Genomic DNA, 25876 nt, shown 5'->3' on the forward strand with positions numbered 1-25876 from the left:
ACTAGGTGCAGTGGAGGACGGGCCGAACCCTCAACGGGGCGTTCGGCCCGTTCCACATCATCCACACCAGCTCACGCGCCTCCGGGGACCACATGGGGTTGATGTACCCCCAGTACCCGGAGAGCCCTCTAAGCACGGCATCGGGGTGCGGCGCACCATCTCTCGGCTCCTCGTCCCACTCAACCCGGGACAGGACGTCAAGCAGCACCTTGACCCCGAGGTCCCGCGCCCGTGGCACTTGGGTGGTCACCGCCATCAGGTAAGGCAACGCGGGTGCCAGCACCGCGTACACGGCCCGGGAATGCTGATGCGCCACAGCGTTGACGAACCGGTCGTGAGCCCCTTGCTCTCCTCCGGCCAACGCCCGCAAGGCCCCCGGCACGTCATGCCCTCGCCAGTTGACGGCATCCACGGCGGCCCAGAAGACGTCGGTCATCTCGCCATCCCGAACCCACCGCCGCCGGACCGCCTCGCGCTTCAGCGCCTTCTCCAGCCATCCGAGGAACGCGGGCAGGTTCCGATCGACGGTGAAGCAGTCCCGCTCCGTACCGACCACGTCGGCCGTCAGATGCCCGAACGAGCGCCCCAGGGCGTTGAAGTACGCCTGCCCTTCTCGCATCTCGGGGTCCCGCAGGAACGGTTCGAGGGCATCGAGGTACTCACCCATCAGGTCGTCCACGAGCCCTCCGACAACTCCGCGGCGAACCGCCCCAACTCCTCCTCCGAGGCCCTTTCCACGAACCCGGGAGCGCACCCATCCCGAGCAACCCCTCGGGGTCCCACCGACTCACCACTTCGAGCGCGTGGGCGTACGCATCCTGAAAAGGCACCACGAGAGTGTCGGGCACCACACGCCCGGATCCGAACAGGGGTGTCGAGGTCCACACAGGACCATCGACACCCCTTCCCAACTGCGGAAGCGGAGGGATTTGAACCCCCGGACGGTTGCCCGTCTCCCGCTTTCAAGGCGGGTGCATTCGGCCGCTCTGCCACGCTTCCCCGTAGGTGCCGCGGGCCCAGAGGTTACCCGTCCAGGCCGCGCAGGTGCGTGATGACCCGGTCGAAGACCTTCGCCAGCACCTCCTGCTCCTCCCGTGACAGCAGGTCGATCATGTGTTCCCGGACACCCTCGACGTGCGTCGGCGCCGAGCCCTCCAGGGTCTTCATGCCCTTGTCGGTCAGCTCCGCGAAGACGCCCCGGCCGTCCTCCGGGCACTCGCGCCGGACCAGCAGGCCCTCGCGCTCCATGCGGGCCACCTGGTGGGAGACGCGGCTCTTGGACGAGGCCACCTCGTCCGCGAGCTGGGACATCCGCATCCGGAGGCCCCGCTGCTCGGACAGCCGCACCAGCACCTCGTAGTCGGCCAGCGACACACCGTGGCGGTCCTGGAGTTCTCGGTGCAGGCGGTCGGACAGCATGGACGCGCCCACCACGTAGTTCCGCCAGGCGCGCATCTCACCGTCGTCGAGCCACCGGGGCTCCTGCTCAGTCACCCCACCAGGCTATGCCCGCGCAACTCCGTTAACGGACGATCCACGCAAGTGTCTGGTGCGCGTCAGGTTCGGGAGGCAAACTCCCTGACCTTGGTGCGCCCTCCTACCGGGGCGCCGTCAGGGAGGAACCCCCTTATGACCTCGTTCAGACGGACCACGGCCGCGCTCGCGCTGGCCGCCGTGTCCGGGCTGGCCGTCACCCTCGCGCAGGCACCCGCCCAGGCCGACGACAAGGCCTCGCGCACGGTGGACGTCCGCCTGATCGGCATCAACGACCTGCACGGCAACATCGAGCCGCCGTCCGGCTCGTCCGGTCGGGTCACGCTGTCCGACGGCTCCCAGGTCACCGCGGGCGGCGCCGCGTACAACGCCACGCACATCAAGAACCTTCAGGCGCAGGTGCGCAACTCGGTCATCGTCGGCCAGGGCGACCTGATCGGCGCGTCGCCGATCGTGTCCGCGCTGTTCCACGACGAGCCGACCATCGAGATCCTCAACTCGGTCGGCATGCACGCCACCGCCGCGGGCAACCACGAGTTCGACGAGGGCTACCAGGAACTGCTGCGCATGCAGCGCGGCGGCTGCCACCCGGTCGACGGCTGCGACTTCCGCGCCACCTACGAGGGCGCCGACTTCCCGATCCTGGGCGCGAACGTCACGCTGGCCGAGAACGGCCGGCCCGCGCTGCCCCCGTTCTGGGTGGAGTTCCGCGACGGCATGCCGATCGGCTTCATCGGCATGCCGCTGAAGGACGTGCCGATCCTCGTCGACCCGAACGGCATCAAGGAGCTGCGGTTCGGCGACGAGATCGCCGCCGCCAACCGCTACGCCAACCTGCTCAACTGGCTCGGCGTGAAGTCGATCGTCCTGCTCATCCACCAGGGCGACAACACCCAGGGCGGCGGCCCGGACGACTGCCGCCTGGGCGCCACCAAGGGTCCCGGCCAGGTCATCGCCGAGAGCGTGTCCCCGAAGATCGACGCGATCTTCTCCGGCCACAGCCACCAGCACTACAACTGCACGGTCAACGACCCGGACGGCAACCCGCGCCCGTTCATCGAGGGCCTGGCGTTCGGCCGCGAGCTGTCCGTGGTCGACCTGAAGATCGACAAGCGCACCCGCGACGTCATCCGCTCCGAGACCAAGGCGCGCAACCACATCGTGACCCGCGACGTGGCGGCCGACCCGGAGGTCCAGGCGATCATCGACCTGGCCAAGGAGAAGTCGGGCCCGATCGCCAACGAGCCGGTCGCCACGATCGGCGGCGACATCGTGCGCGCCGCGACCCCGGCCGGCGAACAGCCGCTGGGCCTGCTGATCGCCGACTCGCAGCTGGCGGCCACCAGGGGCAACGGCGCGGTCCTCGCGCTGATGAACCCGGGCGGCGTCCGCGCCGACCTCACCTACGCCACCTCGCCCGCCGGCGAGGGCCCGGGCGTGGTGACCTACGGCGAGGCGTTCACCGTGCAGCCGTTCGGCAACATCCTCCAGACGGTCACGCTGACCGGCACGCAGATCAAGGCGGCGCTGGAGCAGCAGTGGCAGGTCGTCAACGGCGCGACGCGGCAGATCGTGCTCCAGCCGTCGGCCGGCCTGACCTACACGTGGTCGGCGTCCGCGCCGATCGGCTCCAAGGTGTCGAACGTCGTCCTGAACGGCGCCCCGCTGGACCCGGCCGCGAGCTACCGGGTCACCATCAACTCGTTCCTCCAGGGCGGCGGTGACGGCTTCTCCGTCTTCACCGGCGGCACCGACATCACCGGCGGCGGCATCGACCTCGACGGTTTCATCGCCTACCTCAAGGCGAACGCCGGCATCACCGCTCCGGCGACCGGTCGCATCACGAACGTGGCCTGACGACACGCGCTGTGAGCGGGTCCGCACAGGCCCGCTCACAGCGCGCGACAACCGTCCCACTGAGACGGATGAGGATCGTTTCACCAGTTCAGGGCGGCCGTGAACGGTTGAATAACGGGCCGATCAAGCGCATCCTTGGGGTGGACCTGCCGCGAGGTGTTCCCCAGCGAAGAGCCTCCGCCGGCACGCCCGGAAGGGGTAGGTGGTGCGGTGCAGAAAAGTCCTCGCTGTGACGATCCGCGTTCGGCCGCAACCCCGCGGGTGGGATGGTGCAGATCGTCCCGGTCGCGATCGTGAGCGGTTCCCACGAGGTTTCGAGCGCGCGGCGCTTCCGGCGTGATGGGCGCGTACGACGCTGTTGACCCCGGTGCGAATCCTGGTGCCGTCTCGCACGTCGGCACCGGCCGAGGTCCACGCCACCTCGCGACGACCGCGGAGGACGTCACTCCACAAGGGAAGAAACCCGGGTGCGGTGCCGGCGACGTCGGGCTCCGCACCCGGGCGCGTGCGCCAACCGTTCACCGACACGGTGTCCGCGCCGCCGTTCGCGGGTACCCGAGTGCGGCTATCGTGATCCCGCCCCGGGTGCGCGGTTGGAGGACAGCGTGCAGTTCAACGAGGACGCCGAGCTCGACACGTCACAGGTCACCGACCAGCGGGGCGTCGGCGGACGCGTCGCCCTGGGTGGCGGCGGGCTCGGGATCGTGGGCCTGATCATCTACTTCGTGCTGTCCCAGCTGGGTGGCGGCGTGCAGCTGCCCACCGGCTCGGGCTTCTCCGACGTGGGCCGCGACCAGCAGGTCGGCTCCGAGGCCATCAAGGAGAAGTGCAAGACCGGTGCCGACGCGAACCGCGAGGCCGACTGCCGCGCGGTGGCGTTCATCAACTCGATCCAGAGCTTCTGGACCGACCAGTTCGCCCGGTCCGGCAACACCTACCAGCCGGCCCAGACGAACTTCTTCTCCGGCGGTGTGCAGACCCGTTGCGGCAACGCGTCCTCGGCGGTGGGCCCGTTCTACTGCCCGGCCGACGCGCAGGTCTACATCGACCTGAACTTCTTCCAGGAGCTGCAGCAGAAGTTCGGCGCGACCGGCGGGCCGTTCGTGGAGGCCTACGTCCTGGCCCACGAGTACGGCCACCACGTGCAGAACCTCCTGGGCACGTCCGACCGCGTGCGCACGCGCAGCGGCCCGAAGTCCGACGCCGTCCGCCTGGAGCTGCAGGCCGACTGCTACGCGGGGGCCTGGGCCAACCACGCCACCACGATCCCCACCGCGTCCGGCAAGCCGCTGATCACGGGCGTGACGCAGGAGGACATCGCGGCGGCCCTGGACGCGGCGGCCCGGATCGGCGACGACTTCATCCAGCGCGAACTGGGCGGCGGCCGGATCGACACGACCCAGTTCACGCACGGCACGTCCGCCCAGCGCCAGAAGTGGTACACGCTGGGCTACGAGACCGGCGACCCGGCCCGCTGCGGCACGTTCGACACCGAGAACCTGGGCTGACACCGGGAACCGGGCTGAACACCGGGAACCGGGGCTGACCGCCGCGCCCTGTTCAGTCCCCGCCGAGGGCGGTCACCGCGCGGGCGAGCAGGGACCGCAGCGTCGCGCGCTCCTGCTCGCTGAACTCGTCGGCCAACCGCCGCTCCACCGCGGACGCCCGCACGTCGGCCGTCTCGAACGTGGTCCGCCCGGCCTCGGTCAGCCGGGTCTCCAGCACGTTGCGGTGCACCTCGTGCGGCACCCGGGCGATCAGACCGGCCGCCTCCAGGTTGCGCAGGATGGTCGTCATCGTCTGCGGCGTGACCCGGCACTTCCGGGCCAGCTCGGCCGCCGACACACCGGGGTTCTCGCTGAGCACCAACAGCGTCGCGTACTGCGCCACGGTCAGGCCCGCAGGGCGCACCGCCTGCTGCTTCGCCTGCATGAGCGCGTGTTCCGCGTGCTTGATGTCGCCGCCCAGGCGCTCCTCGAACGGCATGCCCATGGGCCCATCGTAGTAACCCGTTGACGGCTATCAGACCTCTGATCTAACTTCGCTCCCGTACTTACCTACGAGGACGGAGCATAATGCGTCTCCTGATTGCCTTGGTCGCGACCCTCCTGCTGGTCGCCGCACCGGCGCAGGCCACCCCGAGGACGCACGTCGTCATCGGGCACTCGGCCGCACTCCACCCGGAAGGGATCACCTGGGACCCGGTCCGCCGCACGTTCCTGGTCGGCTCGATCCGGCACGGCACCGTCGAGGTCGTCTACCGCGACGGCACCACGAAGACGCTGGTCCGCGACCCGCGCATGGTGTCCACGTTCGGCATCCACGCGGTCGGCGCCAAGCTCTACGTCACCTTCGCCGACATCGGCCTGGGCACCCGCTCCACCCCCGACACCACCTACAGGTCGTCCGGCCTGGCCGTCTACGACCTGGTCACCGGTCGCCTGCTGCACTTCGTCGACCTCGCGCTCGGCGAGGGCAGGCACGGCGCGAACGACGTCGCGGTGGACCGCCGCGGCAACGCCTACGTCACCGACCCCGCCTCCGACACGATCTACCGCGTGGACCCGCGGGGCCGCGCCTCGGTCCTGCACCGCGACCCGCGCTTCGGCAGCACGACCATCGGCCTCAACGGCATCGTCTGGCACCCGTCCGGCTACCTCGTCGCCGGCCGCTACGACACCGGCACGTTCTTCAAGATCCCCGTCGACAACCCGGCGGCGTTCACGGAGATCACCACCGACACCACCCTGGTCGGCGCCGACGGCCTGGCCCTGCGCCCCGACGGCACCCTCGCGGTGGTGACCAACAGCCTCGGCGCCCCCGGCGCCAACGCCGTCACCGTCCTCCGCTCCACCGACAACTGGCGCACCGCCCACACCACCCACCGCACCACCCCGTGGCCCGACGACGCCCCGACCACGATCACCCACTCCCCGCACGGCAGCTACGCCGTGGACGGCGACCTCGACGCCCTCCTCACCGGCACGACGTCCGACACCTTCACCCTCCGCAAGCTGTGACGGCACCGGGGCGTGGTCCGCACGGGCCGCGTCCCGTCTGTCGTGCGGGCCACACCGCGGGCGGCCGTTCGGAGTGTTAGCGTCGCTAATCAAATCGTCGAGTGGGGGTGGACGTGACGACGTTGGAAGCGGTCCTCGTCGTCCTCGCCGGGGTGTTCGCGGGTGGCATCAACACCGTTGTCGGGTCGGGCACGTTGGTGACCTTCCCCGTGCTGCTGGCCGTCGGGTACCCGCCCGTCACCGCGAACGTGTCCAACAGCCTCGGGCTCGTCCCCGGGTCGCTGAGCGGCGCGTTCGGGTACCGCAAGGAGCTCACCGGGCAGGGCGACCGGGTCAAGCGGCTGCTGCCGGCCTCGGTGCTCGGCGCGGTCGTGGGCGCGGTGCTGCTGGTCACCCTGCCGGAGAACGCGTTCTCGGCGATCGTGCCCGTCCTCATCGCCATCGCGCTCGTCCTGGTCGTCCTGCAACCCTGGCTCAACCGCAAGCTCGCCGAACGTGAACGGCACGAGCACGGCGGCCTGTCGCTGTGGGTCGGCGTGTTCCTCGCCGGCATCTACGGCGGTTACTTCGGGGCCGCGCAGGGCGTCCTGGTGATGGGGCTCATGGGGGTGCTCATGAACGAGCACCTCCAGCGCATGAACGCCCTCAAGAACGTGCTGACGGCCTTCGTGAACCTGGTCGCCGGCGTCCTGTTCATCTTCATCGCCGACGTGGCGTGGCTCGCCGTCGCGCTGCTCGCGGTCGGGTCCGTCGTCGGGGGTCAGATCGGCGCGAAGGTCGGCCGCCGACTCCCACCGACCGCGCTGCGGGCGGTCATCGTGCTGGTGGGAGTGGCGGCCATCGTCCAACTGCTGGTGAAGGACTAGCCCTCGAACGACTTCGCGGCGGCCAGGAAGGCGTCGTTCTCCTCCGGCTCGCCGATCGTCACCCGCACGCCGTCACCGACGAACGCGCGCACGATCACCTTGTGCGCCAAGCAGTGCTCGTTGAACGCGGCGGTGCGCTCGCCCAGCGGCAGCCACACGAAGTTCGCCTGCGTCACCGGCACCTCGAACCCGGCCGCGATCAGCTCCGAGCGCACCCGCGCCCGCTCGCCGACGATCGCCCGGCACCGCGCCATCAGCTCGTCCTCGGCGTCCAGCGACGCGATCGCCGCCACCTGCGCCAACGCGTTCACGCTGAACGGCACGTAGACCTTGCGCAGCGTCTCGGCCACCGCCGGCGAGGCCACCGCGTACCCCACGCGCAGCCCGGCCAGGCCGTAGGCCTTGGAGAACGTCCGCAGCACGGCCACGTTGTCCCGGCCCGCCGCCCACTGCCGCTTGGCCAGCTCGACGCCGTCCGGGATCGCGTCGTCGTCCACGAACTCCCGGTAGGCCTCGTCGATCACGACCAGGGCGTCCCGCGGCACCCGCTCGATGAACCGCTCGATGTCCTCGGTGCGCAGCGCGGTGCCCGTGGGGTTGTTGGGGTTGCACACGAACACCAGCCGGGTCTTCGGCGTGATCGCGGCGGCCATGGCGTCGAGGTCCAGGCCGTGGCCCTCGGTCAGCGGCACGCGCACGGCCTGCGCGCCCACGACCTGGGTGATGATCGGGTAGGCCTCGAAGGACCGCCACGGGAACACCACCTCGTCGGCCTCCGTGCAGGTGGCCTGCACCACCTGCTGGCACAGCGTCACGGAACCGCAGCCGACGGCCACGTGCTCCGGAGCCACGCCGAGTTTCTGACCCAGGCGCGCCACGAGGTCGGTGGCGGCGGTGTCGGGGTAGCGGTTCACGGCGGTGGCCGCGTCCGCGATCGCCCGCACCACGCTGGGCAGCGGTCCGGCCGACACCTCGTTGCTCGCCAGCTTGATCGCGCCGGGGATGGTTTTGCCGGGCACGTAACTGGGTAGCGCGGAGAGGTCTGCGCGGGTTCGCACGGTCATCCGAGGGCTCCTTCCGGTTCTGACCAGGACGTTAGCCGCTCAAGACCCGGATGGGGCATACCGGCCGTCTGGTTGCTCACGTTGACTGCGGTTCACCTCCACGTGGAAGGGTTGCCCCATGACACCTACCCGCACCGAGACGCTCTCGCTCACCGACGGCCGCACGCTGCGGCTGACCGTCGCCGAGCCGGAGAACGTCGTCCGCGGCGGCATCGTCGTGCTGCACGAGGCGCGCGGCGTGACCGACACCGTCCGGGGACTGGTGAGCAGCCTGGCCGGCGAGGGGTGGCTCGCGGTCGCCCCGCACCTCTACCACGGGGCCGAGGACGAGCCGGCGGACGCGGACGAGCGGGCAGGCAGGCTGTCCGGCGAGTCGGTGCTGGCCGACACGGACGTGGCGTTCGTCTGGCTCGGGCAGCGCGGCGTGAGCGCCGACCGCCAGGGCGTGATGGGCTTCGACCTGGGCGGATCGGTCGCGATGGTGGTTGCGGGAAGCCGAAGCATCGGCGCCGCGGTGACCGTCGGCGGCGGCGGCATCCTCGCGCCGCTGGCCGAGGGGCTGCCGTCGCTGGTGGAGGTCGCGGAGGAGCTGACCTGCCCGTGGCTGGGGCTCTACGGCGACGACGACGCGGAGATCCCGTTCACGGACGTGGAGAAGCTCCGCGACGCCGCCGCGGCGGCCCCGGTGGCGACCGACGTGGTCCGCTTCCGGCACACCAGCCACCGCTTCGACACCACCCCGACGGCCAGCGCGGAAGCCTGGCAGCGGGCGCTCAACTGGTTCGACTCCCACCTGCGATGACGGCTCCTTATAAGAGTCTTTACAGCGGCTTGGAACCGGACGTGCTTCCCGGTACATCTAAGGAGTGCGTCCGGAACGCCGAGGCGGGCGCGGTGGCTGGGTAACGCGCGGCGCGGCTACGGCGAAGTGCGCAGTGCAGGGGGTAACTGATGAGCGACGGGAACACCGTTCCACTGACACATCCCGCACCACCGGTGAACGCGCCGTACCCGGTGCCGGACACGTCCACGACGCAGGTGATCACGCCGGCCGACCTGCCGCAGACCGCGGTGGGTCCCTTCGGCGCGCCCGTCGACGGGGCGACGGTGACGTTGAGCGCGCCGGCGCTGTCCGAGCAGCCGTCCTACGCGCCGGCCCCACCGTTCGTGCCGCCGCCCGCCGACGCGCCGACCCAGGTGACGACACCGCCGATCATCGACTCGCCGACCCAGGTGACGACGCCGCCGATCGCCGACGCGCCGACCTACGTGACGCCGCCGCCCGTCGCGCCGGCCCCCGCGACCCCGCAGGCTCCCGCCGACGCGCCGACCACGTCGACGGGTGCCCAGCCCGGCCCGGCCCCCGCGACCACGCCGACCGAGGCCACCCCGACCGTGACCACGCCGGCCGCGACCACCCCGACCGCGACCACCCCGACCGCGACCACGCCGGCCGCGACCACCCCGACGGGCACCGACCAGTCGGCGACCCAGGTGATCAAGCCGGAGACGCTCGCCGCCGCCAACCCGACCTTCGCCGACTCCGCCCAGACCGACCTCCAGAAGGCCACCACCGCCCTGGACGCGGTCGACAAGGGCGAGGTCAAGCTCGACCTGGACAAGCAGGCCGTGCAGGACCTGGTCAAGCTGATCACCCAGGCCCGCGACCTGGTCGACGGCGTGCACCGCACGGCCGTGGACAACCTCGACGTGGAGCTCAAGTTCGGCAACAACTGGGTCGGCGAGGCGATCAGCCGCCGGCTGCGCGAGGTGGCCGTCGGCGACGACCAGTCGGCCGTCGCCGTCATCGGCGACTTCCTGAACGTGCTGTTCGAGGTCGAGAAGACCATCCGCGACGCCGCCCGCAACCTGGAGGACGCGGACGACGAGGCCGCCGACGCGTTCGGCAAGGCCGGGGAGGTCAAGGGCCCGTGAGCGACCACAAGAACGGCAACAACGGCGACAACGGCAACAACAACGGTCAGCACAACGGCCACGACAAGCCCAGCGACCTCGGCCAGAAGGTCGACTGGATGACCTACTCGCACGAGGCCCTCTACAAGATGATCCACGAGGGCGTCGACCTGAAGGCCGCCGGTTCCGCGCAGGCCGACTGGACCGCCGTCGGCAAGCAGCTCGCCGACGTGCACGAGCTGCTCGCGCGCGCCATCGCCCAGTCCCAGCAGGCGTGGTCCGGCGAGTCGGCCGACCGCGCCCGGGAGGCGCTGGAGTCGGTGGAGAAGTGGGCGCTGAACACCAGCGACCACGCCGAGAACGTCGCCAAGTGCATCGGCGACGAGATCCAGCACGTCCAGACCGCGCGCGAGATGATGCCCGCGCCGGTCCCCGCGCCGCCGCTGCCCGACCCGGCCGTCCCGCCGGCCACCGGCGCCCCGACGCCGGTCGCCCCGACGCCCGTGCGCTCGCCGCTGGTCTCGGCCCGCCGCCCGCTGGTGGACGGCGGCTACGAGGACCGCCTGCCCATCGACAGCCTGCGCGAGCCGGTCGAGCCGGTGCCCGCGCCCACCGCGCCGACCAGCCCGTTCACCGGCATCGACCGGGTCGGCGCGCCCGCCGTGGACTCCGTGCTGACCGCCGACGCCTCGCACCGCCAGGCCGCCGAGGTCATGGCGATGTTCCAGCAGAACTCGTACCTGGTGGACCGGACCGTCCCGTCGTTCGTGCCGCCGCCCAACCCGGTGGCCGCGCCGACCACGCCGCCGGTGGCCCCGCCGACCGGTCCGGGCACGCCCCCGCCGGACACCTCCGGCGGCGGGCACGTCGTCGGAGGCCGGCCCCAGCCGCAGCCCGGCCGCGAGCACACCGCCCCCCAGCAGGGCCGCGGGTCCGGCGGGCGCGGCGGCTACGCGCCCGGCCGCATGCCCATGCCCGTCATGGGCGGCGCGGCCGGTGGCGGTGGCGGCGGCCCGCTGGGCAGCCCCGCGGCGAACCCCGGCTTCGTCGGCGACCGGACCGGCACCGCCCACCCGGGCAGCGTGACCAGCCAGTTCTCGTCGTCCAAGGCGGTCACCCCGCAGTCGGGCATGATCGGCGCGGCGCCGATGGCCGCCCCGCCGCCGGTCGCGGGCGGCTCCGCCGGGTCCAACGAGCGCAACCGGCCCGGGTACCTGGAGGAAGAGGACAACGTGTTCGGCGTCGACCGCAAGGCCGCACCCCCGGTGATCGGCCTGTGACCGACAGAGTCTTCCGGTTGAGCACCCTGGAGTTCTTCCTGCTCTGGCAGGCGGTCCACCGCGAGGCTCACCCGGTCCCGCTCGGCACCCGGCACTACGGCCACACCCAGCAGGAACGCGCGCGGCTCGTGGAGGCCACGTCCCGCGAGCTGTTCGCGCGCGGCCTGGGCACCGTGCAGCGGCCCGACGAGGAGCTGTACGGGGTCCTGCGCGGCCTCGCGGAGTTCGAGATCGGCCTGGAGGTCGTGTTCACCCGCGGGGGTGACCAGGCGCGCGGCCTGGCCACCGCCGCGTGGCACGGCGCGTTCGCGGGCCGGGTCGGCGAGCAGGTCCAGGTGACCGGGTTCCGGCCGACCGCGCTGGCCGCCACCACCGTCGGCACCCTCCCGCCCGCGCCGCCCGGCTCGGGCCGCTCGGTCAACGTCCGCTGGGACGACTACCTGGCGGCGGGCCGCGCCGGCGAGCAGGACGGCACCGAGGGCTTCCTGGACGTGCTGCGCCGCGCCGGCCTGCGCGAACCCGAGGCGAACACGCTCATGCGCGCCGTCACCACCCGCCGCGGCGGCGGCCAGGTCGGCGTGATCGCCCGCAACCGCAACGGCTACCTGCACCCGACCGGCGACACCGTGTCGTGGCTGGACACCGCCGACGGCCGGTACCTGGTCCGCCGCGACGGCACGTGGCTCGTCGTCGCGCCCGTGGACGCCGCGCGCCTCGCCTCGGCCGTGGAACACCTGGTGGCGGGCGCCAGCCGCAACTGAACCGGTGTGTGGTTGGCGACTGTGGTTCCGGGCGCTCCGATGAGCTAGGAACTTCAGGTATGACCGACATGCGTGCCGGCACCGCCGCCGGCGAGGCAGAGCTGCTGTGGCGTCCCGACCCCGACCGGGTCGCGGACAGCCGCATGGCCGCGTTCCGCACCTGGCTCGCCGACGTGAAGGGCCTCTCCTTCGCCGACTACTCGGAGCTCTACGAGTGGTCCGTCACCGACCTGGAGGCGTTCTGGGGCGCTCTCGCCGAGTTCTTCGAGGTGGCGTTCCACAGCGCGCCCACGGCCGTCCTGGGCGCCCGGGCGATGCCCGGCGCGGAGTGGTTCCCCGGCGCGACCCTGAACTACGCCGAGCACGCGTTGCGGCACGACACCGACGACCTCGCCGTGATCTTCCACCGCGAGGACGGGCTGGCGTCCCAGCTGACCTACCGCGAGCTGCGCCGCCGGGTGGCCGCTGTGCGCGCCGGGTTCGTGGAGCTGGGCGTGGGCCGGGGCGACCGCGTGGTGGCCCTGGTGCCCAACTCGCCGGAGGCCCTGATCGCGTTCCTGGCGGCGGCGTCGCTGGGCGCGGTGTGGTCGTCGTGCTCGCCGGACTTCGGCGCGCGGGCGATCGCCGACCGGTTCACCCAGATCGAGCCGACCGTGCTGGTCGCCGTGGACGGGTACCGGTACAACGGGCGCGGGTTCGACGTGCGGCCGACGGTGGAGAAGCTGCGGGCGGAGATCCCGTCCCTGCGCGCCACCGTGCTGGTCGACTACCTGGGCGGCACCCTGCCCGGGACGGTCGCGTGGGACGCGCTGCTCCGCGAGCACGCCGACGCCGACCTGGCGTTCGAGCCGGTGCCGTTCGACCACCCGCTGTGGGTGCTGTACTCGTCCGGCACGACCGGCCTGCCCAAGGGCATCGTCCAGGGGCACGGCGGGATCGTGCTGGAGCACCTGAAGATGCTGGCGCTGCACAGCGACCTCGGTCCGGGCGACCGGTTCTTCTGGTTCACCACGACCGGCTGGATGATGTGGAACTTCCTGGTGTCCGGCCTGCTGGTGGGCACCACGATCGTGCTGTTCGACGGCAGCCCCGCGCACCCGGACCTGTCGGTCCTGTGGCACCTGGCCGAACAGCACCGGGTGACGTACTTCGGCACGTCCGCCCCGTACATCCAGTCGTGCCTCAAGGAGGACCTGAAGCCCGCGGCCCGCTACGACCTCACGGGCCTGAAGGTGGTCGGCTCCACCGGCGCGCCGCTGACGCCCGAGGGCTTCCGCTGGATCGCCGACGCGGTCGGGCGGGACGTCCAGATCGCCTCGGTGTCCGGCGGCACGGACCTGTGCACCGCGTTCGTCGCCGCCGCGCCGGACCTGCCGGTGTGGCTGGGCGAGCTGTCGTGCCGGGCGCTGGGCGCGGCCGTGCGGGCGTACGACGAGGCCGGGACCGAGGTGGTCGACCAGGTGGGTGAACTGGTGATCACCGAGCCGATGCCGTCCATGCCGGTGTTCTTCTGGGGCGACGAGGACGGGTCGAGGCTGCGCGAGGCGTACTTCGACACGTACCCGGGCGTGTGGCGGCACGGCGACTGGATCCGCGTCACACCGCGGGGTTCGGCGGTCATCTACGGCCGCAGCGACTCCACCCTCAACCGCGGTGGCGTCCGGATGGGGACCAGCGAGTTCTACCGGGTCGTCGAGGGCGTCGAGGGCGTGCTGGACTCGCTGGTGATCGACACGTCCGGTGCGGGGCAGACGGACGGCGAACTGCTGTGCTTCCTGGTCCTGGCCCCCGGCGTCGACCTGTCGGCCGTCGAACCGCTCCTGAAGAGCGAACTGCGCACGAACCTGTCCCCACGCCACGTCCCGAACCGCTTCATCGCCGTGGAAGAGGTCCCGAGGACCCTGAACGGCAAGAAGTGCGAGGTCCCGGTGAAGAAGATCCTGGCCGGAACCCCGCCGGAGAAGGCCGTGAGCAGGGACGCCCTGCGCAATCCGGACGCGCTGACCCCGTTCCTGGCGCTGGCGTCGGAATGATCGAGGGAGACGTACGCCACAAGTGCGCCTCCTGAACCCCCGGTGAACGCCCCCTCCACACCCCCTGACCAGCGCGGACGGGTGTAGGAGGGGGGCGTTTTGCTAGTAGGGCACCGGCATGTGTAACCTATGCGTCGTACCGCAGGGCTCCGGGAGGCTTCGCCTAGTCTGGTCTATGGCGCCGCACTGCTAATGCGGTTTGGGTTTACCGCCCATCCCGGGTTCAAATCCCGGAGCCTCCGCAACACCCGACCCCGGTCGGGTGACAACTGAAGAACGATGCGCTCGTAGCTCAACGGATAGAGCATCTGACTACGGATCAGAAGGTTACAGGTTCGAATCCTGTCGAGCGCGCTCCTCAAGAACCGCCGCGAGAACCTCGCGGCGGTTTCTTGTTTCGTCCCCTACCCGCCGCAAACCCGCGCGACGGGCTGTGCGTCCTGGTACACGTCCCACACCGTCCACCCGGCAGAGACCAACGACACAACGGCGCCCAGCGCGAGGACGACGACAAGCACCACACCAAGAGGGCGAACCGCCGCCCTCCCCACCAGAGCCACCCCCACGACAGCCACGACCGCAGCCGCGACACCACTCCACGCGTAGACGTACGAACTGGCCGGCACCGGCAGGGAGCCGTCACACAGGTGCGCCGTGCGCTGGTTAAACGCCGCTAGCACCGCGTGCGCCTGCGCACTGAGCAGCACGCTCCCCACAGCGGCAAGAACCGCCACACCGGCCCAAGGTCTCCACCTGACCCCGGTGGTCATTCCGCCTCCCAATGCAGGTCGTCAAGCGCCTCGGCCACCCGACGTTCGACGTCCTCGTAGTCCTTCGCGGATTCGCGCAGCTTCTCGGCCGCCTCGGCCGTCCGCTCGATGACACCGACGAGGTGATCGGACCAAGCCTGCCGGCACTCGGCGAGCGCCCCGGACGAGAGCCAGCCCGGGTTGGCCGACGCGGCGGTCGAGCTGGGTTCGAGTGAGTTGACGACGTTCTCACGCGCGCTCGCGACCGCGTCGTCCACGTCGTCGGCTGCTTGGCGCAGTGCGCCGGGGTTGACGTTGATGCTCATCGAACGTCACCTCTCCGCCGGGTCGACGCGCACGACGATGAACTGCTGCTCGCCCAAGCCCTGCTCGATGTGCCTCTCCCGACCTTGCAGGCTGAGGTTCACCTTGTTGTCCGAATGCTGGGTGTAGTGGACGACACCATCGGGTGTGACGGAGGTGACGACCGCGGTGTGGTGGATGTCGCCGGTCTTCGGATCGTCGCTGGTGCCCTCTTGTTTGAGGAAGATGAGGTCGCCCGGCCGGGCCTCGTTGAGCGGCACCTCATGACTCATGGTTTCGGTGGTCAGGTATTCGTGCAGTTGGTTCGCACCGGCCCAGCTGTGGGTGGGGCGACCGAGCTTCCACATCGAGTCGTCGGTCCAGTCGCTGTTCTCCTCCATCCCAGCGTGCTTCATGGCCACAGAGGCGAATTGGGTGCAGTTGTTGTCGTACTTGTCGATGGACGTGTCGTTCCAGTGCTCGAGGCTGAACCTGACCATCTCCACGCGGTCGAGCGGACCGGGGCCCCGCAACCTCTGCTTCACGTCCTCGGGTACGCCCTCGAGGTCGGCGAGTTCGACGGGCACCGCGAGTTCGAGTTCGCGGCGCTGGGCGTCCGAGAGCGCATCCCACCAGGCGGCCACCGTCGTCGGGTCCTGGCCATGGGGCATCGAGAAGTGGAGCATCGTGATCTCGGCCTGCGAGGCCACCGCCTGGAACTCGTCCAACGCGCGCTTCGCATCGGTGACCGAGGTCGCACCCGTCAGCCTGGCAAGTTGTTTCGCGGCCAGGTCGTCGGCTTGTGTCGCGCCCTCAACGGCGTCGCGGATCATCCGGTCCACGACGGGTTTGTGCTCCATCGCCTCGGTGTAGCCGTTGTCGCCCTGGGAGTCGGGATGGTCGTAGGGCGAAGTGGTCCCATCGTCGTTCACCCTCAGGTTGTGCCTGCCATGTCGGCCGCGCCGGCAAGTTGCCGTTGCGCGACCTCAACCGCCTGGGCGAGACCTTCAAGCACCATCGCGACACTGCGCATCAGGTCCGACGCGCAGTCGTATTGCGTGGCGAGCTCACCCAGCACCTTCCCGGCTGCCTCTCCCACCTTGTCTTGCCAGTGCTCGTCCAGCTTGTCCTTGCCCTGGTCACGGATGTCCTTGCCGGCGTACACCGCCTGGTCCGCGAAGTTTCGCCACCCTTTGGCGGCGTCTTCCCAAGCGGCCCAGTCGGCGTCGCGCAACTGCACCATGCTGACCACAAGTCCCCCCTGCGGTACTCGACGTTGATCACTCAACGTGTTCCTGCGGTGACTATAGGGAACTTTTCGTGCGCGGAAGAGGCGTTCGGCAACGCAGATGTGGTGAAGCGTGACCGGCTCGGTCAGAGCAAAGGGGTGGTGCCTGCACCACCACGGGTCGGGCGCTGTCGAGATGTTCGACGCCCGCCCTCCTTCTTAGGTTCGACCTCGACAATCTCGAAGCGTTGAGGGGGACCGGAATGCGGTGGATCGGTGTCGTCGCGGCTGTCGCGGCTGTCGCGGTGGCTGTGGGGTTGGGTGGGCAGGCGGGTGCGGCTCCTGGTGGGGCCGGGGTGGCTGGGGTTCGGCAGGCCATGGACGAGGTCGTGGCGGCCGGTGGGGTCGGTGTGGTGGTTCGGGTCAGTGATCGGCGGGGCGAGTGGAGTGGTAGTGCCGGGGCTCGGGCGTTGGGGAGTTCGGTGAAGCCGTTGCCCGGCGGGCGGTTCCGGGCCGGGAGCATCACCAAGACGTTCGTGGCGACCGTGGTGTTGCAGCTCGTGGGTGAGGGGAAGGTCCGGCTGGACGAACCGGTCGCCGACCACCTGCCCCGGTTCGGGCTCGACCGCCGCATCACGGTCCGCATGCTGTTGCAGCACACCAGCGGCCTCTTCAACTACACCGGCGACGTGAAGGCCGACGGCACGCCCGACCCCGGCCTCCCCCTGTGGGGCCGCGAGTACGTCGAGAACCTGTTCCGCACCTACGAAGCCGACGACCTCGTCCGCACCGCCCTCGCCAAGCCCGCGCGGTTCGAGCCGGGCGCCCGCTACGCCTACTCCAACACCAACTACGCCCTCCTCGGCCTGCTCGTCGAGAAGGTCACCGGCACCGGGTACGCCACCCAGGTCGAACGGCGCATCCTCAAGCCCCTCGGCCTGCACGACACCACCCTGCCCGGCACGCGCACCGGAATCCCCGGCCCGCACGCCCACGGCTACATGGCCTTCCCCGAGAACGGCCGGCTCCAGGTCGTCGACATCACCCGGATGAACCCGTCCTGGGCGGGCGCGGCGGGCGAGATCATCTCGACCACCGGGGACCTCGACGCGTTCCTCACCGCCCTGCTCGGCGGCCGGCTCCTGCGGCCCGACCTGCTGGCGCAGATGCGCACCTCCCTGCCGACGCCGGTGCCCGGCGAGCGGATCGGGCTCGGCCTGTTCCGCAACGACTTCGCCCCCGGCTGCACCGCCTTCGGCCACACCGGCGGCACCCAGAGCGCGACCTCGTACATGTACGGCACGGCCGACGGCACCCGTCGCGTCGAGTTCTCGATCACCCACGGCGCGATCGACCCGTTCGACCCGGCGACGCGACAGCGGTTCGAGGCCGCCCACAAGAAGCTCGCGGCCACCGCGCTCTGCGGCGAGTAAGCACGAAAGCGAGAACCGCCGCGAGGGCGTCGCGGCGGTTCTCGTGCGCAGGGTCGGAACCCGCTCAGGGGCGCTGCCAGATCTGGTACGGCAGGCCCTTCTTGCCGTTGACCACGATCCGGATGTACGGGTTGTTCATCTTGATGCAGCCGTACTTGATGATGCAGTTCTCCACCTTGCCCTGCATCGTGGACGCGTAGTGCGGCGTGTTCTTACCGCTCTGCGTGTTGCTCACCAAGCCACGGTCGTAGTTGAAGCCGTCGTTGTTCTTGATGTAGTGCCGGCGCTCCTTGATCGTCACCTTGCCGCTCGCCGACCAGCAGTAGTGCAGCACCTTGTGCCACTCGAACGCCTTCGCGCCCAACACGGTCCTGTAGGAGATGTAGCGGTCCGCGCGGTGGCAGCCGGACTTGCCGGCCTTCCCGGCCGTCGCGGTGGACACCTCGTGGACCTTCGTCTTGGCCGGGTCGACGACCTGGCGCGCCACGTCGCGGTTCTTCGCCAGCGCCTTGCGGTCGGCGTCGGTGAGCTTGCCGGTGCGGGCGAGGTTGTCCAGCGCGCTCACGGTCTCCGCGCCCAGGCTCGCGCGGTCGGCCTGCGTCGCGGCGACGGGGACGATCTCGGGGGCCCGGTCGGACGCGCTCAGCGCCACCGCTCCCAGCACGCCGGCGACGGCCAGCGCCAGGGCCGACTTCTTGCCGAACCTCTTGAGCAGGGTGATCAAAGCCTTCTCCTCGGTAGGGGTGACGAGCGGAGGTCGCTCGACTCGAAGGCAATCCGTGCGAACCGGTGTCCGACAAGCGGCTCCGACGCTCCCGGACTGTCCCGGACGACCGAGCCGTGTCAAACATGCTTGACACCATGTCGCCCCTGCTTGACACTGACTCGTGTCAGGTTTTCTTTACATCCACGGGGGTCGGCGTGTCGTACGAAGAGCGCGGGACATGGGTGTACCTGCTGGTCACCGTCGGGACGTGGGCCGCGTACGCGGTCGTCCTGCTCAACCGGGACGGCCCGCTGGCCGACGTCGCCTACAAGGGCGCGCTGCTGTGGGCGATCGGCCTTGCCATCGTCGGGACCGTCGTCGCGCGCATCCTGGTCGAGATCTTCACGCGCGGCGACCAGAAGACCGACGAGCGGGACCGGGACGTCAACCGGCGCGGCGAGTACGTCGCCGGGACCGTGCTCGGGGTCGCCATGGTCGGCCCGCTCGCGCTGACCCTCGCCGAGGCCCGGCACTTCTGGATCGCCAACGCGATGTACGCGGCGTTCGTCCTCGCGGCGGTCGTCGGCAGCGTCGTCAAGCTCGTCGCGTACCGGCGGGGGTTCTGAGTGGGCAAGCCGACGAAGGTCACCAACTCGATCCGGGCGCTGCGGTTCGCGCACGGGGAGATGACGCAGGCGGAGCTGGCCAAGGCCGTCGACGTCACCCGCCAGACCATCATCGCCATCGAGCAGGGCCGGTACTCGCCCTCGCTGGAGATGGCGTTCCAGATCGCGCGCGTGTTCGGCGTGCCGCTGACCGACGTGTTCCAGTACCCGGAGGAGTGAGCCAGGTGAAGGCCGTTGTGCACCAACGCTACGGAGCGCCCGAGGACGTGCTCGTCGTGCGGGACGTCGAGCCGCCCGAGCCGCGCGCCGGGGAGGTGCTGGTCCGGGTCGCGGCGGTGCCCCTGTCCGGCACGGACTGGCACCTCGTCCGCGGCCTGCCGTACGTGGCCCGGTTCGCCACCGGACTGCGAAGACCGCGCGCCCGGTTCTTCGGGCTCGAACTCGCCGGCACGGTCGAGGCCGTCGGCGCCGGGGTCACCGCGTTCGAGCCGGGGGACGAGGTGTTCGGCTGGCACGCCGGCACCTGCGCCGAACTGGTGGCCGTGCCCGCGGACCAGCTCGTCGCCAAGCCCGCGAACCTCACGCCGGACCAGGCCGCCGCCGTCCCGATCTCCGCCTTCACCGCGCTCCAGGCGGTCCGGGCGGCGACCGGCCGGGAGCTGCTGATCTCCGGCGCGTCCGGCGGCGTCGGCACGTACGCGGTCCAGATCGCCAAGGCGCGGGGCGCGGAGGTGACCGGGATCTGCGGGCCGGCCAAGGCGGACCTGGTGCGCGACCTCGGCGCGGACCGCGTTCTCGACCACACCCGCGGCGAGTGGGGCGGCCGGTACGACTCTCTCATCGACGTCTACGGCAACCCGTCCCTCAAGGACTGCGGACGCGTCCTCAAGCCCGGCGGGACGCTCGTCCTGGTCGGCGGCACGGGCGGCAAGTGGTTCATGGGCACCGACCGGTGGTTGCGCGCCCTGCTCGCCGCGCCGTTCCGCCACTTCAAGGTGAAGGTCCTGGTGCACAAGGACAGCCGGGACGACCTCCTCGCCCTCAAGGACCTCATCGAAGCCGGCGACGTGCGTCCGGTGCTGGACCGGGCCTACCCGCTCGACGAGGTCCCGCGCGCCATCGAGGACGTGCGTCGCGGTGTCGTGCGCGGCCAGGCCGTGATCAGCCTCGCAGCTCCGCCAGCACCCCGTCGGTGAACGGCGTCCACGCCGCCACCGCCCACTCGCCGAACGGCCGGTCGGCCAGCGCCACGCACGCCGCGCCGGCGTCCGGGTCGATCCACAGGAACGTGCCGCTCTGACCGAAGTGGCCGGCGGTCCGCGGCGAGCTGGTCGTCCCGGTCCAGTGCGGCGACTTGTCCGCCCGGACCTCGAAACCCAGGCCCCAGGCGTTGTCCTTCTGCATGCCGTAGCCGGGCAGGACACCGCGCAGGCCGGGGAACGCCACGGACACCGCCTCGGCCACCAGCCCGGCGGAGACCAGCTTCGGGGCCTGCACCTCGGCGGCGAAGCGGACCAGGTCGTCCACGGTGGACGTGGCGCCGGCGGCGGGGGAGGCGTCCAAAGTGGACGAGGTCATGCCCAGCGGCGTGAACACGGCCTCCGCCAGGTAGTCCGCGAACGGGATGTCGGTGGCGGCGGCCACGGTGTCCGCCATCAGCTCGAAGCCGGTGTTGGAGTAGATCCGCTTGGCGCCGGGCGCGGCCTGCACCGCGGCGGAGTCGAACGCCAGCCCGGACGTGTGCGCGATCAGGTGGCGCAGCGTCGAACCCTCCGGCCCGGCCGGCTGGTCCCACTCCACCGCCCCCTCCTCCACGGCCACCAGCACCGCGTACGCCGTGAGCAGCTTCGTCACCGAGGCCAGGGGGAAGCGGTGGTCGGTGGGGCCGGTCGCGCCGAGCACCCGCCCGGAGGCGTCGACGACCGCGGCCGCCGCCGTCTCGACCGGCCACCGGGACACCGCGTGCAGACTCTCCATGCCGCAGACTCTGCCATGTGTCACCCCGTGAGCTGGTCGTGCTCGGCACCGCGAGCCAGGTACCCACCCGCACCCGCGCCCACAACGGCTACCTGCTGCGGTGGGACGACGAGGGATTCCTGTTCGACCCCGGCGAGGGCACGCAGCGCCAGATGCTGATGGCCGGCGTGGCCGCGCGGGACGTCACCCGCCTGTGCGTCACGCACTTCCACGGCGACCACTGCCTGGGCGTGCCCGGCGTGGTGCAACGCCTGTCCCTCGACCGCGCGCCGCACCCGGTGCACGCCTACTACCCGGCGTCCGGCGAGGAGTACTTCGGGCGGTTGCGGCACGCGAGCTCGTTCTTCGACACCCTGGACCTGCGCGAGGTGCCGGTGGACGGTCCGGGCGTGGTCGCGGAGGGCCCGTTCGGCGTCCTGGAGGCCCGGCGGCTGGACCACGTGATCGAGACCTACGGCTACCGCCTGGTCGAACCGGACGGCCGGCGCATGGTCCCCGAGCTGCTGGCGGCGCGCGGCATCAGCGGCCCGGCCGTGCGGGCGCTGGAACCGCCGCTGCTGGACGAGGTCAGCGTGCGGCGGCCGGGGCAGCGGTTCGCGTTCGTCATGGACACGCGGCTGTGCGACGGGGTGTACGAGCTGGCGGACGGCGCGGACCTGCTGGTGATCGAGTCGACGTTCCTGCACGCGGACGAGCGGCTGGCGGTCGACTACGGCCACCTGACCGCGCGGCAGGCGGCGCGGGTGGCGGCCGAGTGCGGGGTGCGCAAGCTGGTGCTGACGCACTTCTCGCAGCGCTACACCGACCCGGGGGCGTTCCGGGCGGAGGCGGCGGAGCTGTTCGACGGCGAGTTGGTGGTCGCCGCCGACCTGGACCGGGTACCGGTGCCCAAACGACGCTGACCACCCGCCACCCAATCAACCGCCACCCGCGCCCTGCCCCCGCTGCCCGACCCGTTCGCCCCCCGGCCGCGCGCCCGGGTCAGTGGCGGCGTTCGGCGGCCCACTGGTCGGCGACGATCTCCGCCAAGCCCGACTCGCGCGGCTCCCAGCCCAGGCCGCGCAGCCTCGCCGTGTCGGCCCGCAGCTCGCGCGTCTCGCCGGGGTGGGCGGGGCGGCGGACGACCTCGACCGGGTGCCCGGTGACCCGTTCGACCGCCGCCACCACCTCGGTCACGCTCGCCGGGGTCGCCCCGACGTTGTAGGCCGCGCACCGACCCGGCTCGGCGGTCTCCAGGGCCACCACGAACGCCCGGGCCGCGTCGCGGACGTGGACGAAGTCGCGCACCGCCATCCCGTCCCCGAAGACCTCCAGCGACGGCAACCGGCCCGCCGCCACCCCGCACGCCCGCGTCACCAGCCGCGTGTCGTCCCGGTCGCCGCCGCCGGCGATGTTGAACAACCTCAGCACCGCCCCCGCGACCCCGGTCCGCGCGGACCACGTGACGGCGTCCTCGGCGGCGGCTTTCGTGGCCGCGTAAGGGTTCGTCGGCATCCGCGGGTGGTCCTCGGCCAGCACCGGGCCGCACGGCGTCCCGTACACCCCCGCCGTGGACGCCAGGACGAACCGGGGCGCGCCCGCGCGGAGCAGCCGCAGCGTGCCGGTCACGTTGACGTCGTAGTAGTCGAGGGGATTGTTGAACGATTCCCTGATCCGCACGAGCGCCGCCAGGTGCACCACCCCGTCGCACGCCGGCACCTCGGCGGAGCGGACGTCGCCCGCGAACGGCACCACTTCGTGCCCGGCCCCGGTGAGCTGTTCGACAACGGAACGACCCAGGTAACCCCGGCTGCCGGTGACCAGAACACGCATGCCGGACATCCCAACACGATCACCCGGTCGGCGACGCACAGGCCCGCAACCACCCGGTCGGGTGTCAGCGAACCGGTGGAAATTGACCCTAAAGGTGTTGTTGGCGGCGGCCGATACAACCCAAGTGAGTTACCCGCACCCAGCCATGCACACGAGCATCGAGGGCGTTCTCGCGGAACACGCCGTGCACGAGGCCAAGCGGCAGCGCTTCCTGGAGACCGCCGCGGCGATCGTCGCCGCCGCACCGCCGTCGCTCGACGACACGCTGCTCGGCCTCCTCCTCCAGGTGCCCCAGACCGACCACCGCAAGGCCTTCCTGATCCAGGTTGACCAGGTGCTTCGCGCCGCCGCTCGATGATCTCGCGCGGCGGGTTCCACCGCCATCGGCAAGTTTCATCCGGTCGTTGCCAGACCGTGCTAGGCCGATCCACTCGCGGACCTCTACAGTGCGTGACACCCGGCGCTCGCCGGTTGTCTCGTCTGCTTCTCATAAAGCGAGTTCTCGGCGATGGATCATGTCCTTTCCGCGCTCCACGCGCGCCTCGGCACCTTGTTCGGCGACCGGCTGGTCGTGCTCGCGGGCGGTACTCGGCTGAGTACGCGCGCCGGTGAGCTGCACCAGCTGGGCGCCCGCCATACGCTCGTGCTCTCGACGGACGACCACGCGCCGCTGCACGACTCCGAGGTGGCCCGCTGGGTGCCGCTGGGCATCGCGGGCGGGTTCGTCGCCGTCGAGCAGAACCGCCTGACCAAGCTGCTCACCTCGCCCAACCGCCGCGTCCGCGAGGTCCTGGAGGACTTCGACCCGACCGGCGACGCGCTGGTGATCAGCACCCCCTACGTGCACACGCCCGAGTTCGCTGGCCGGCCCGTGCTCAACGCGCGCCGCCCCGAATGGGTGGACCTGGAGAACAAGACCACGATCGACGCGCTGTGGGACGAGCTGTCCGCGCCGCGCGCCCCGGCCGTGGTGCTGGACCTCGACTTCGAGGGCCTGTGGGACGCCACGCTCAAGCTCGACCGCGGCGCGGGCGTCGTCTGGTCCGGCGACGGCCCGGCGATCAACGGCGGCGCGAACTTCGTGCGCCGCGTCCGCAACCGCGAGGAGGCCCTGGACGCGTTCCAGGTGCTCGCGCCCAAGTGCGAGTTCGTGCGGGTGATGCCGTTCCTGGAGGGCATCCCGGTCAGCGTGCACGGCATCGTCTTCCCGGACGGCACCGCCGTGCTGCGCCCGATCGAGATGGTCGTCCCGCGCCGCGCGGGCCAAGCCCGGTTCCTCTACGCGGGCTGCGCGTCGTACTACGACCCGCCCACCCGCATCCGCGAGGAGATGCGCAACCTGGCTCGCCGCGTCGGCGAGCGCCTGCGCGAGACGGTCGACTACCGCGGCACGTTCACCCTCGACGGCATCGCCACCGCCGACGGCTTCCTGCCCACCGAGATCAACACCCGGTACGGCGGCGCGATGGTGTGCTTCGAGGACGCCCTGCCGCAGTTGCCGCTGGCGCTGGTGCAGGTCGCCCTGGTCGCCGGGCACGACCTGGGCGTGTCGTCCATCGAGTTCGAGGAGCTGCTGGTCGGGGCGGCGGACGCGTTCCGGCACGGCTCGGTCGGCGCGAACGTGCGCGCGCTCAACCCGACCGAGACGGTGGAACGCCCGATCGTGTTCACCGAGTGGTCGTGCCGCTTCGCCCACCCCGACGAGACCCCGCACGGCTACCTGCGGCTGCGCCCGTCGCCGCTGGGGGCCCGGCTGGAGCTGGACTTCGTCGCCGACCAGCTCAACCCGGGCCGGCCGGTGGTGGCGCTGACGGTGGCCGCCTTCGCCCTGGCCGACCAGGAGTGGGGCACCGCCCTGGGCCCGCTGGAGCCGGCCGTCCCGGTCGCGGTCGAGGACGAGGTCCTGGCCCCGGTGGTCGAGCTGGGCGCGGTCACGGCCTAGGCGCCCGTCGGACCCCTCGGCGGACGGGTCAGCCGTAGGCCGCGCGGAACGCGTACCGGAAGCCCATCAGCTGCGCCGTCACGGCGGGCGGCTGGTGGGCCGGGTACGCGCCGCTCTCGTAGCGGGCCAGTTCCCCGGGGTCGCCCTGCGCGAGGGCGTAGGCCCACGTGTCGTCCGTGCCCTCGTCCAGCAGCAGGTGCAGGGCCACGCACGCCGCCTCCACCAGCAACTGCGGGTGGGTGCCGGCGAACGCGATGCCCTGCGCCACGTCCACGACGTGCTTGGGCACCACCTCGGGCACCGCGACGGCCAGGGCGAGCGCGCACGCCACCTCCGCACCGGCCAGCGCGTCGAACACCTTCGGCGCGCCCTTCGCGACGGCGTACCGCGTCTGGGTGATCCAGTCCGGCGGCAGGCGCGGCAGCTCGCGGCGCACCGGGTTCCAGTGGCGGCGGGTCCGCTTGCCGTCGTCGGTGAACCCGGCACCCGCCAGGGCCATCGCGGCCAGCAGGAACACCACCCGGTCCCGCGCCGCGCCGGGCACCTTGTAGTTGGCCGCCAGCTCGACCAGGAACGGCACGGCGTGGAAGCTCGCCTCCGACACCGTGTCGTCGTCCAACAGCCGGCTCTCCAGCTCGCCCACCGCCTCAAGATCACCCTCGGCGGTGCGGCGCAGCAGGTCATCGACACCGCGGCCGTGGTCCAATTCGGACCACGGCACTTTGTCCAAGCCGCGCAACGGGTCTGGTCGTTGCCAGGCGGGTGGCAGCGCTGCATCCAATTGCCGCTCCTTCGTCGCGGAGGCTCGGCC

At 71.2% G+C, this 25876-nt stretch carries 27 protein-coding genes and 3 tRNA genes; 18 read left to right on the plus strand and 12 right to left on the minus strand.

Annotated features, from left to right (window positions below):
• Position 1: 1 nt before the first annotated feature.
• The 3 genes from AB0A74_RS05955 to AB0A74_RS05965 form a co-directional block, all read right to left on the minus strand.
• Complete coding sequence (locus tag AB0A74_RS05955; protein ID WP_358247765.1) at positions 2-679, minus strand: hypothetical protein; 678 nt, start codon at positions 677-679, stop codon at positions 2-4.
• A 235-nt stretch (positions 680-914) separates the two neighbouring features.
• Positions 915-999, minus strand: a tRNA-Ser gene (locus AB0A74_RS05960).
• Positions 1000-1023: 24 nt separating this feature from the next.
• A complete protein-coding gene (locus AB0A74_RS05965) occupies positions 1024-1494 on the minus strand; it encodes a MarR family transcriptional regulator (RefSeq protein ID WP_358247766.1) in 471 nt (156 codons plus the stop codon).
• Positions 1495-1629: 135 nt separating this feature from the next.
• On the opposite strand from AB0A74_RS05965, the gene AB0A74_RS05970 reads away from it, so the two are divergent.
• Together AB0A74_RS05970 and AB0A74_RS05975 are read left to right on the plus strand one after the other, a co-directional pair.
• Complete coding sequence (locus AB0A74_RS05970; protein ID WP_358247767.1) at positions 1630-3351, plus strand: bifunctional metallophosphatase/5'-nucleotidase; 1722 nt, start codon at positions 1630-1632, stop codon at positions 3349-3351.
• Positions 3352-3956: 605 nt separating this feature from the next.
• A complete protein-coding gene (locus AB0A74_RS05975; RefSeq protein ID WP_343935704.1) occupies positions 3957-4859 on the plus strand; it encodes a neutral zinc metallopeptidase in 903 nt (300 codons plus the stop codon).
• Between the two features lie 52 nt (positions 4860-4911).
• Here AB0A74_RS05975 and AB0A74_RS05980 read toward each other — a convergent pair whose 3' ends face one another.
• Positions 4912-5343 (minus strand): MarR family transcriptional regulator, encoded by a 432-nt coding sequence (locus tag AB0A74_RS05980; RefSeq protein ID WP_358247768.1) that lies wholly within the window; start codon positions 5341-5343, stop codon positions 4912-4914.
• An 83-nt stretch (positions 5344-5426) separates the two neighbouring features.
• On the opposite strand from AB0A74_RS05980, the gene AB0A74_RS05985 reads away from it, so the two are divergent.
• Together AB0A74_RS05985 and AB0A74_RS05990 are read left to right on the plus strand one after the other, a co-directional pair.
• The gene (locus tag AB0A74_RS05985; protein ID WP_358247769.1) at positions 5427-6371 is read left to right on the plus strand and encodes an SMP-30/gluconolactonase/LRE family protein; all 945 of its coding nucleotides are present in this window, start codon (positions 5427-5429) and stop codon (positions 6369-6371) included.
• 113 nt (positions 6372-6484) lie between these two features.
• Positions 6485-7237: a sulfite exporter TauE/SafE family protein gene (locus AB0A74_RS05990; protein WP_358247770.1), complete on the plus strand. Its 753-nt coding sequence runs from the start codon at positions 6485-6487 to the stop codon at positions 7235-7237.
• On the opposite strand, the gene hisC is transcribed toward AB0A74_RS05990, so the two are convergent.
• On the minus strand, positions 7234-8301 hold the full coding sequence (gene hisC, locus AB0A74_RS05995) for a histidinol-phosphate transaminase (protein ID WP_358247771.1): 1068 nt from the start codon (positions 8299-8301) through the stop codon (positions 7234-7236). The two genes, AB0A74_RS05990 and hisC, sit on opposite strands and share 4 nt — an antisense overlap.
• Before the next feature lie 118 nt (positions 8302-8419).
• On the opposite strand from hisC, the gene AB0A74_RS06000 reads away from it, so the two are divergent.
• The 7 genes from AB0A74_RS06000 (at position 8420) to AB0A74_RS06030 (ending at position 14643) form a co-directional block, all read left to right on the plus strand.
• Positions 8420-9103 (plus strand): dienelactone hydrolase family protein, encoded by a 684-nt coding sequence (locus tag AB0A74_RS06000; protein WP_358247772.1) that lies wholly within the window; start codon positions 8420-8422, stop codon positions 9101-9103.
• Between the two features lie 149 nt (positions 9104-9252).
• Complete coding sequence (locus AB0A74_RS06005) at positions 9253-10236, plus strand: hypothetical protein (RefSeq protein WP_358247773.1); 984 nt, start codon at positions 9253-9255, stop codon at positions 10234-10236.
• Entirely contained in the window at positions 10233-11495 is a 1263-nt protein-coding gene (locus tag AB0A74_RS06010; protein ID WP_358247774.1) for a hypothetical protein, read from the plus strand. The genes AB0A74_RS06005 and AB0A74_RS06010 overlap by 4 nt, the downstream gene beginning before the upstream one ends.
• On the plus strand, positions 11492-12256 hold the full coding sequence (locus AB0A74_RS06015) for an ESX secretion-associated protein EspG (RefSeq protein WP_358247775.1): 765 nt from the start codon (positions 11492-11494) through the stop codon (positions 12254-12256). Before AB0A74_RS06010 ends, AB0A74_RS06015 begins: the two co-directional genes overlap by 4 nt.
• Positions 12257-12315: 59 nt before the next feature.
• Positions 12316-14289, plus strand: coding sequence for an acetoacetate--CoA ligase (locus tag AB0A74_RS06020; RefSeq protein WP_358247776.1), 1974 nt, complete (start codon positions 12316-12318; stop codon positions 14287-14289).
• 152 nt (positions 14290-14441) lie between these two features.
• Positions 14442-14531: transfer RNA gene (locus tag AB0A74_RS06025), tRNA-Ser, on the plus strand.
• A gap of 39 nt (positions 14532-14570) precedes the next feature.
• A tRNA-Arg gene (locus AB0A74_RS06030) sits at positions 14571-14643 on the plus strand.
• Positions 14644-15055: 412 nt separating this feature from the next.
• Here the strand turns inward: AB0A74_RS06030 and AB0A74_RS06035 are convergent.
• Genes AB0A74_RS06035 through AB0A74_RS06045 form a run of 3 tightly spaced genes read right to left on the minus strand, consistent with a single transcriptional unit; the run spans position 15056 to position 16593 of the window.
• The gene (locus tag AB0A74_RS06035) at positions 15056-15364 is read right to left on the minus strand and encodes a type VII secretion target (RefSeq protein WP_358247777.1); all 309 of its coding nucleotides are present in this window, start codon (positions 15362-15364) and stop codon (positions 15056-15058) included.
• A gap of 6 nt (positions 15365-15370) precedes the next feature.
• Complete coding sequence (locus AB0A74_RS06040; protein WP_358247778.1) at positions 15371-16273, minus strand: amidase domain-containing protein; 903 nt, start codon at positions 16271-16273, stop codon at positions 15371-15373.
• Positions 16274-16275: 2 nt separating this feature from the next.
• Positions 16276-16593, minus strand: a complete 318-nt coding sequence (locus tag AB0A74_RS06045) for a hypothetical protein (RefSeq protein ID WP_358247779.1) — start codon at positions 16591-16593, stop codon at positions 16276-16278.
• A 353-nt stretch (positions 16594-16946) separates the two neighbouring features.
• Between AB0A74_RS06045 and AB0A74_RS06050 the strand changes: the two genes are divergently transcribed.
• The gene (locus tag AB0A74_RS06050) at positions 16947-18002 is read left to right on the plus strand and encodes a serine hydrolase domain-containing protein (protein ID WP_358247780.1); all 1056 of its coding nucleotides are present in this window, start codon (positions 16947-16949) and stop codon (positions 18000-18002) included.
• A gap of 64 nt (positions 18003-18066) precedes the next feature.
• Here the strand turns inward: AB0A74_RS06050 and AB0A74_RS06055 are convergent, their stop codons facing one another.
• Complete coding sequence (locus AB0A74_RS06055; RefSeq protein WP_358247781.1) at positions 18067-18726, minus strand: hypothetical protein; 660 nt, start codon at positions 18724-18726, stop codon at positions 18067-18069.
• Between the two features lie 197 nt (positions 18727-18923).
• On the opposite strand from AB0A74_RS06055, the gene AB0A74_RS06060 reads away from it, so the two are divergent.
• The 3 genes from AB0A74_RS06060 to AB0A74_RS06070 are packed head-to-tail and all read left to right on the plus strand — an operon-like array spanning position 18924 to position 20530.
• A complete protein-coding gene (locus AB0A74_RS06060; protein WP_358247782.1) occupies positions 18924-19334 on the plus strand; it encodes a hypothetical protein in 411 nt (136 codons plus the stop codon).
• A gap of 60 nt (positions 19335-19394) precedes the next feature.
• Complete coding sequence (locus tag AB0A74_RS06065; protein WP_358247864.1) at positions 19395-19553, plus strand: helix-turn-helix transcriptional regulator; 159 nt, start codon at positions 19395-19397, stop codon at positions 19551-19553.
• A gap of 5 nt (positions 19554-19558) precedes the next feature.
• Positions 19559-20530, plus strand: a complete 972-nt coding sequence (locus AB0A74_RS06070; RefSeq protein WP_358247783.1) for an NAD(P)-dependent alcohol dehydrogenase — start codon at positions 19559-19561, stop codon at positions 20528-20530.
• On the opposite strand, the gene AB0A74_RS06075 is transcribed toward AB0A74_RS06070, so the two are convergent.
• Complete coding sequence (locus tag AB0A74_RS06075) at positions 20496-21311, minus strand: serine hydrolase domain-containing protein (protein WP_358247784.1); 816 nt, start codon at positions 21309-21311, stop codon at positions 20496-20498. The genes AB0A74_RS06070 and AB0A74_RS06075 overlap by 35 nt on opposite strands.
• Before the next feature lie 17 nt (positions 21312-21328).
• Here AB0A74_RS06075 and AB0A74_RS06080 point away from each other — a divergent pair, with 17 nt between their 5' ends.
• Positions 21329-22213, plus strand: coding sequence for a ribonuclease Z (locus AB0A74_RS06080; RefSeq protein ID WP_358247785.1), 885 nt, complete (start codon positions 21329-21331; stop codon positions 22211-22213).
• A gap of 79 nt (positions 22214-22292) precedes the next feature.
• Here AB0A74_RS06080 and AB0A74_RS06085 read toward each other — a convergent pair whose 3' ends face one another.
• Positions 22293-23123 (minus strand): NAD-dependent epimerase/dehydratase family protein, encoded by an 831-nt coding sequence (locus AB0A74_RS06085; RefSeq protein ID WP_358247786.1) that lies wholly within the window; start codon positions 23121-23123, stop codon positions 22293-22295.
• A gap of 145 nt (positions 23124-23268) precedes the next feature.
• Here AB0A74_RS06085 and AB0A74_RS06090 point away from each other — a divergent pair, with 145 nt between their 5' ends.
• Both AB0A74_RS06090 and AB0A74_RS06095 read left to right on the plus strand, forming a co-directional pair.
• Positions 23269-23481 (plus strand): hypothetical protein, encoded by a 213-nt coding sequence (locus AB0A74_RS06090; protein ID WP_343935685.1) that lies wholly within the window; start codon positions 23269-23271, stop codon positions 23479-23481.
• 150 nt (positions 23482-23631) lie between these two features.
• Positions 23632-25065 carry a hypothetical protein gene (locus AB0A74_RS06095; RefSeq protein WP_358247787.1) on the plus strand — a complete coding sequence of 478 codons (1434 nt, stop codon included), beginning with the start codon at positions 23632-23634 and terminating at the stop codon, positions 25063-25065.
• Between the two features lie 28 nt (positions 25066-25093).
• On the opposite strand, the gene AB0A74_RS06100 is transcribed toward AB0A74_RS06095, so the two are convergent.
• The gene (locus AB0A74_RS06100) at positions 25094-25846 is read right to left on the minus strand and encodes a hypothetical protein (protein WP_358247788.1); all 753 of its coding nucleotides are present in this window, start codon (positions 25844-25846) and stop codon (positions 25094-25096) included.
• Positions 25847-25876 lie beyond the last annotated feature (30 nt).

The organism is Saccharothrix sp. NPDC042600, assembly GCF_040647305.1.
GTDB lineage: Bacteria > Actinomycetota > Actinomycetes > Mycobacteriales > Pseudonocardiaceae > Actinosynnema > Actinosynnema mutabilis.

Excerpts from the sequence above, each read along its gene's own strand:
- AB0A74_RS05970 (WP_358247767.1), top strand. The coding sequence starts at position 1,630 with ATGACCTCGTTCAGACGGACCACGGCCGCGCTCGCGCTGGCCGCCGTG.
- AB0A74_RS06050 (WP_358247780.1), top strand. The coding sequence starts at position 16,947 with ATGGACGAGGTCGTGGCGGCCGGTGGGGTCGGTGTGGTGGTTCGGGTC.
- AB0A74_RS06000 (WP_358247772.1), top strand. The coding sequence starts at position 8,420 with ATGACACCTACCCGCACCGAGACGCTCTCGCTCACCGACGGCCGCACG.
- AB0A74_RS06095 (WP_358247787.1), top strand. The coding sequence starts at position 23,632 with ATGGATCATGTCCTTTCCGCGCTCCACGCGCGCCTCGGCACCTTGTTC.
- AB0A74_RS05980 (WP_358247768.1), bottom strand. The coding sequence starts at position 5,343 with ATGGGCATGCCGTTCGAGGAGCGCCTGGGCGGCGACATCAAGCACGCG.
- AB0A74_RS06065 (WP_358247864.1), top strand. The coding sequence starts at position 19,395 with ATGACGCAGGCGGAGCTGGCCAAGGCCGTCGACGTCACCCGCCAGACC.
- AB0A74_RS06005 (WP_358247773.1), top strand. The coding sequence starts at position 9,253 with ATGAGCGACGGGAACACCGTTCCACTGACACATCCCGCACCACCGGTG.
- AB0A74_RS06075 (WP_358247784.1), bottom strand. The coding sequence starts at position 21,311 with ATGGAGAGTCTGCACGCGGTGTCCCGGTGGCCGGTCGAGACGGCGGCG.
- AB0A74_RS06085 (WP_358247786.1), bottom strand. The coding sequence starts at position 23,123 with ATGCGTGTTCTGGTCACCGGCAGCCGGGGTTACCTGGGTCGTTCCGTT.
- hisC (WP_358247771.1), bottom strand. The coding sequence starts at position 8,301 with ATGACCGTGCGAACCCGCGCAGACCTCTCCGCGCTACCCAGTTACGTG.
- AB0A74_RS06035 (WP_358247777.1), bottom strand. The coding sequence starts at position 15,364 with ATGAGCATCAACGTCAACCCCGGCGCACTGCGCCAAGCAGCCGACGAC.
- AB0A74_RS06020 (WP_358247776.1), top strand. The coding sequence starts at position 12,316 with ATGACCGACATGCGTGCCGGCACCGCCGCCGGCGAGGCAGAGCTGCTG.
- AB0A74_RS06090 (WP_343935685.1), top strand. The coding sequence starts at position 23,269 with ATGCACACGAGCATCGAGGGCGTTCTCGCGGAACACGCCGTGCACGAG.
- AB0A74_RS05985 (WP_358247769.1), top strand. The coding sequence starts at position 5,427 with ATGCGTCTCCTGATTGCCTTGGTCGCGACCCTCCTGCTGGTCGCCGCA.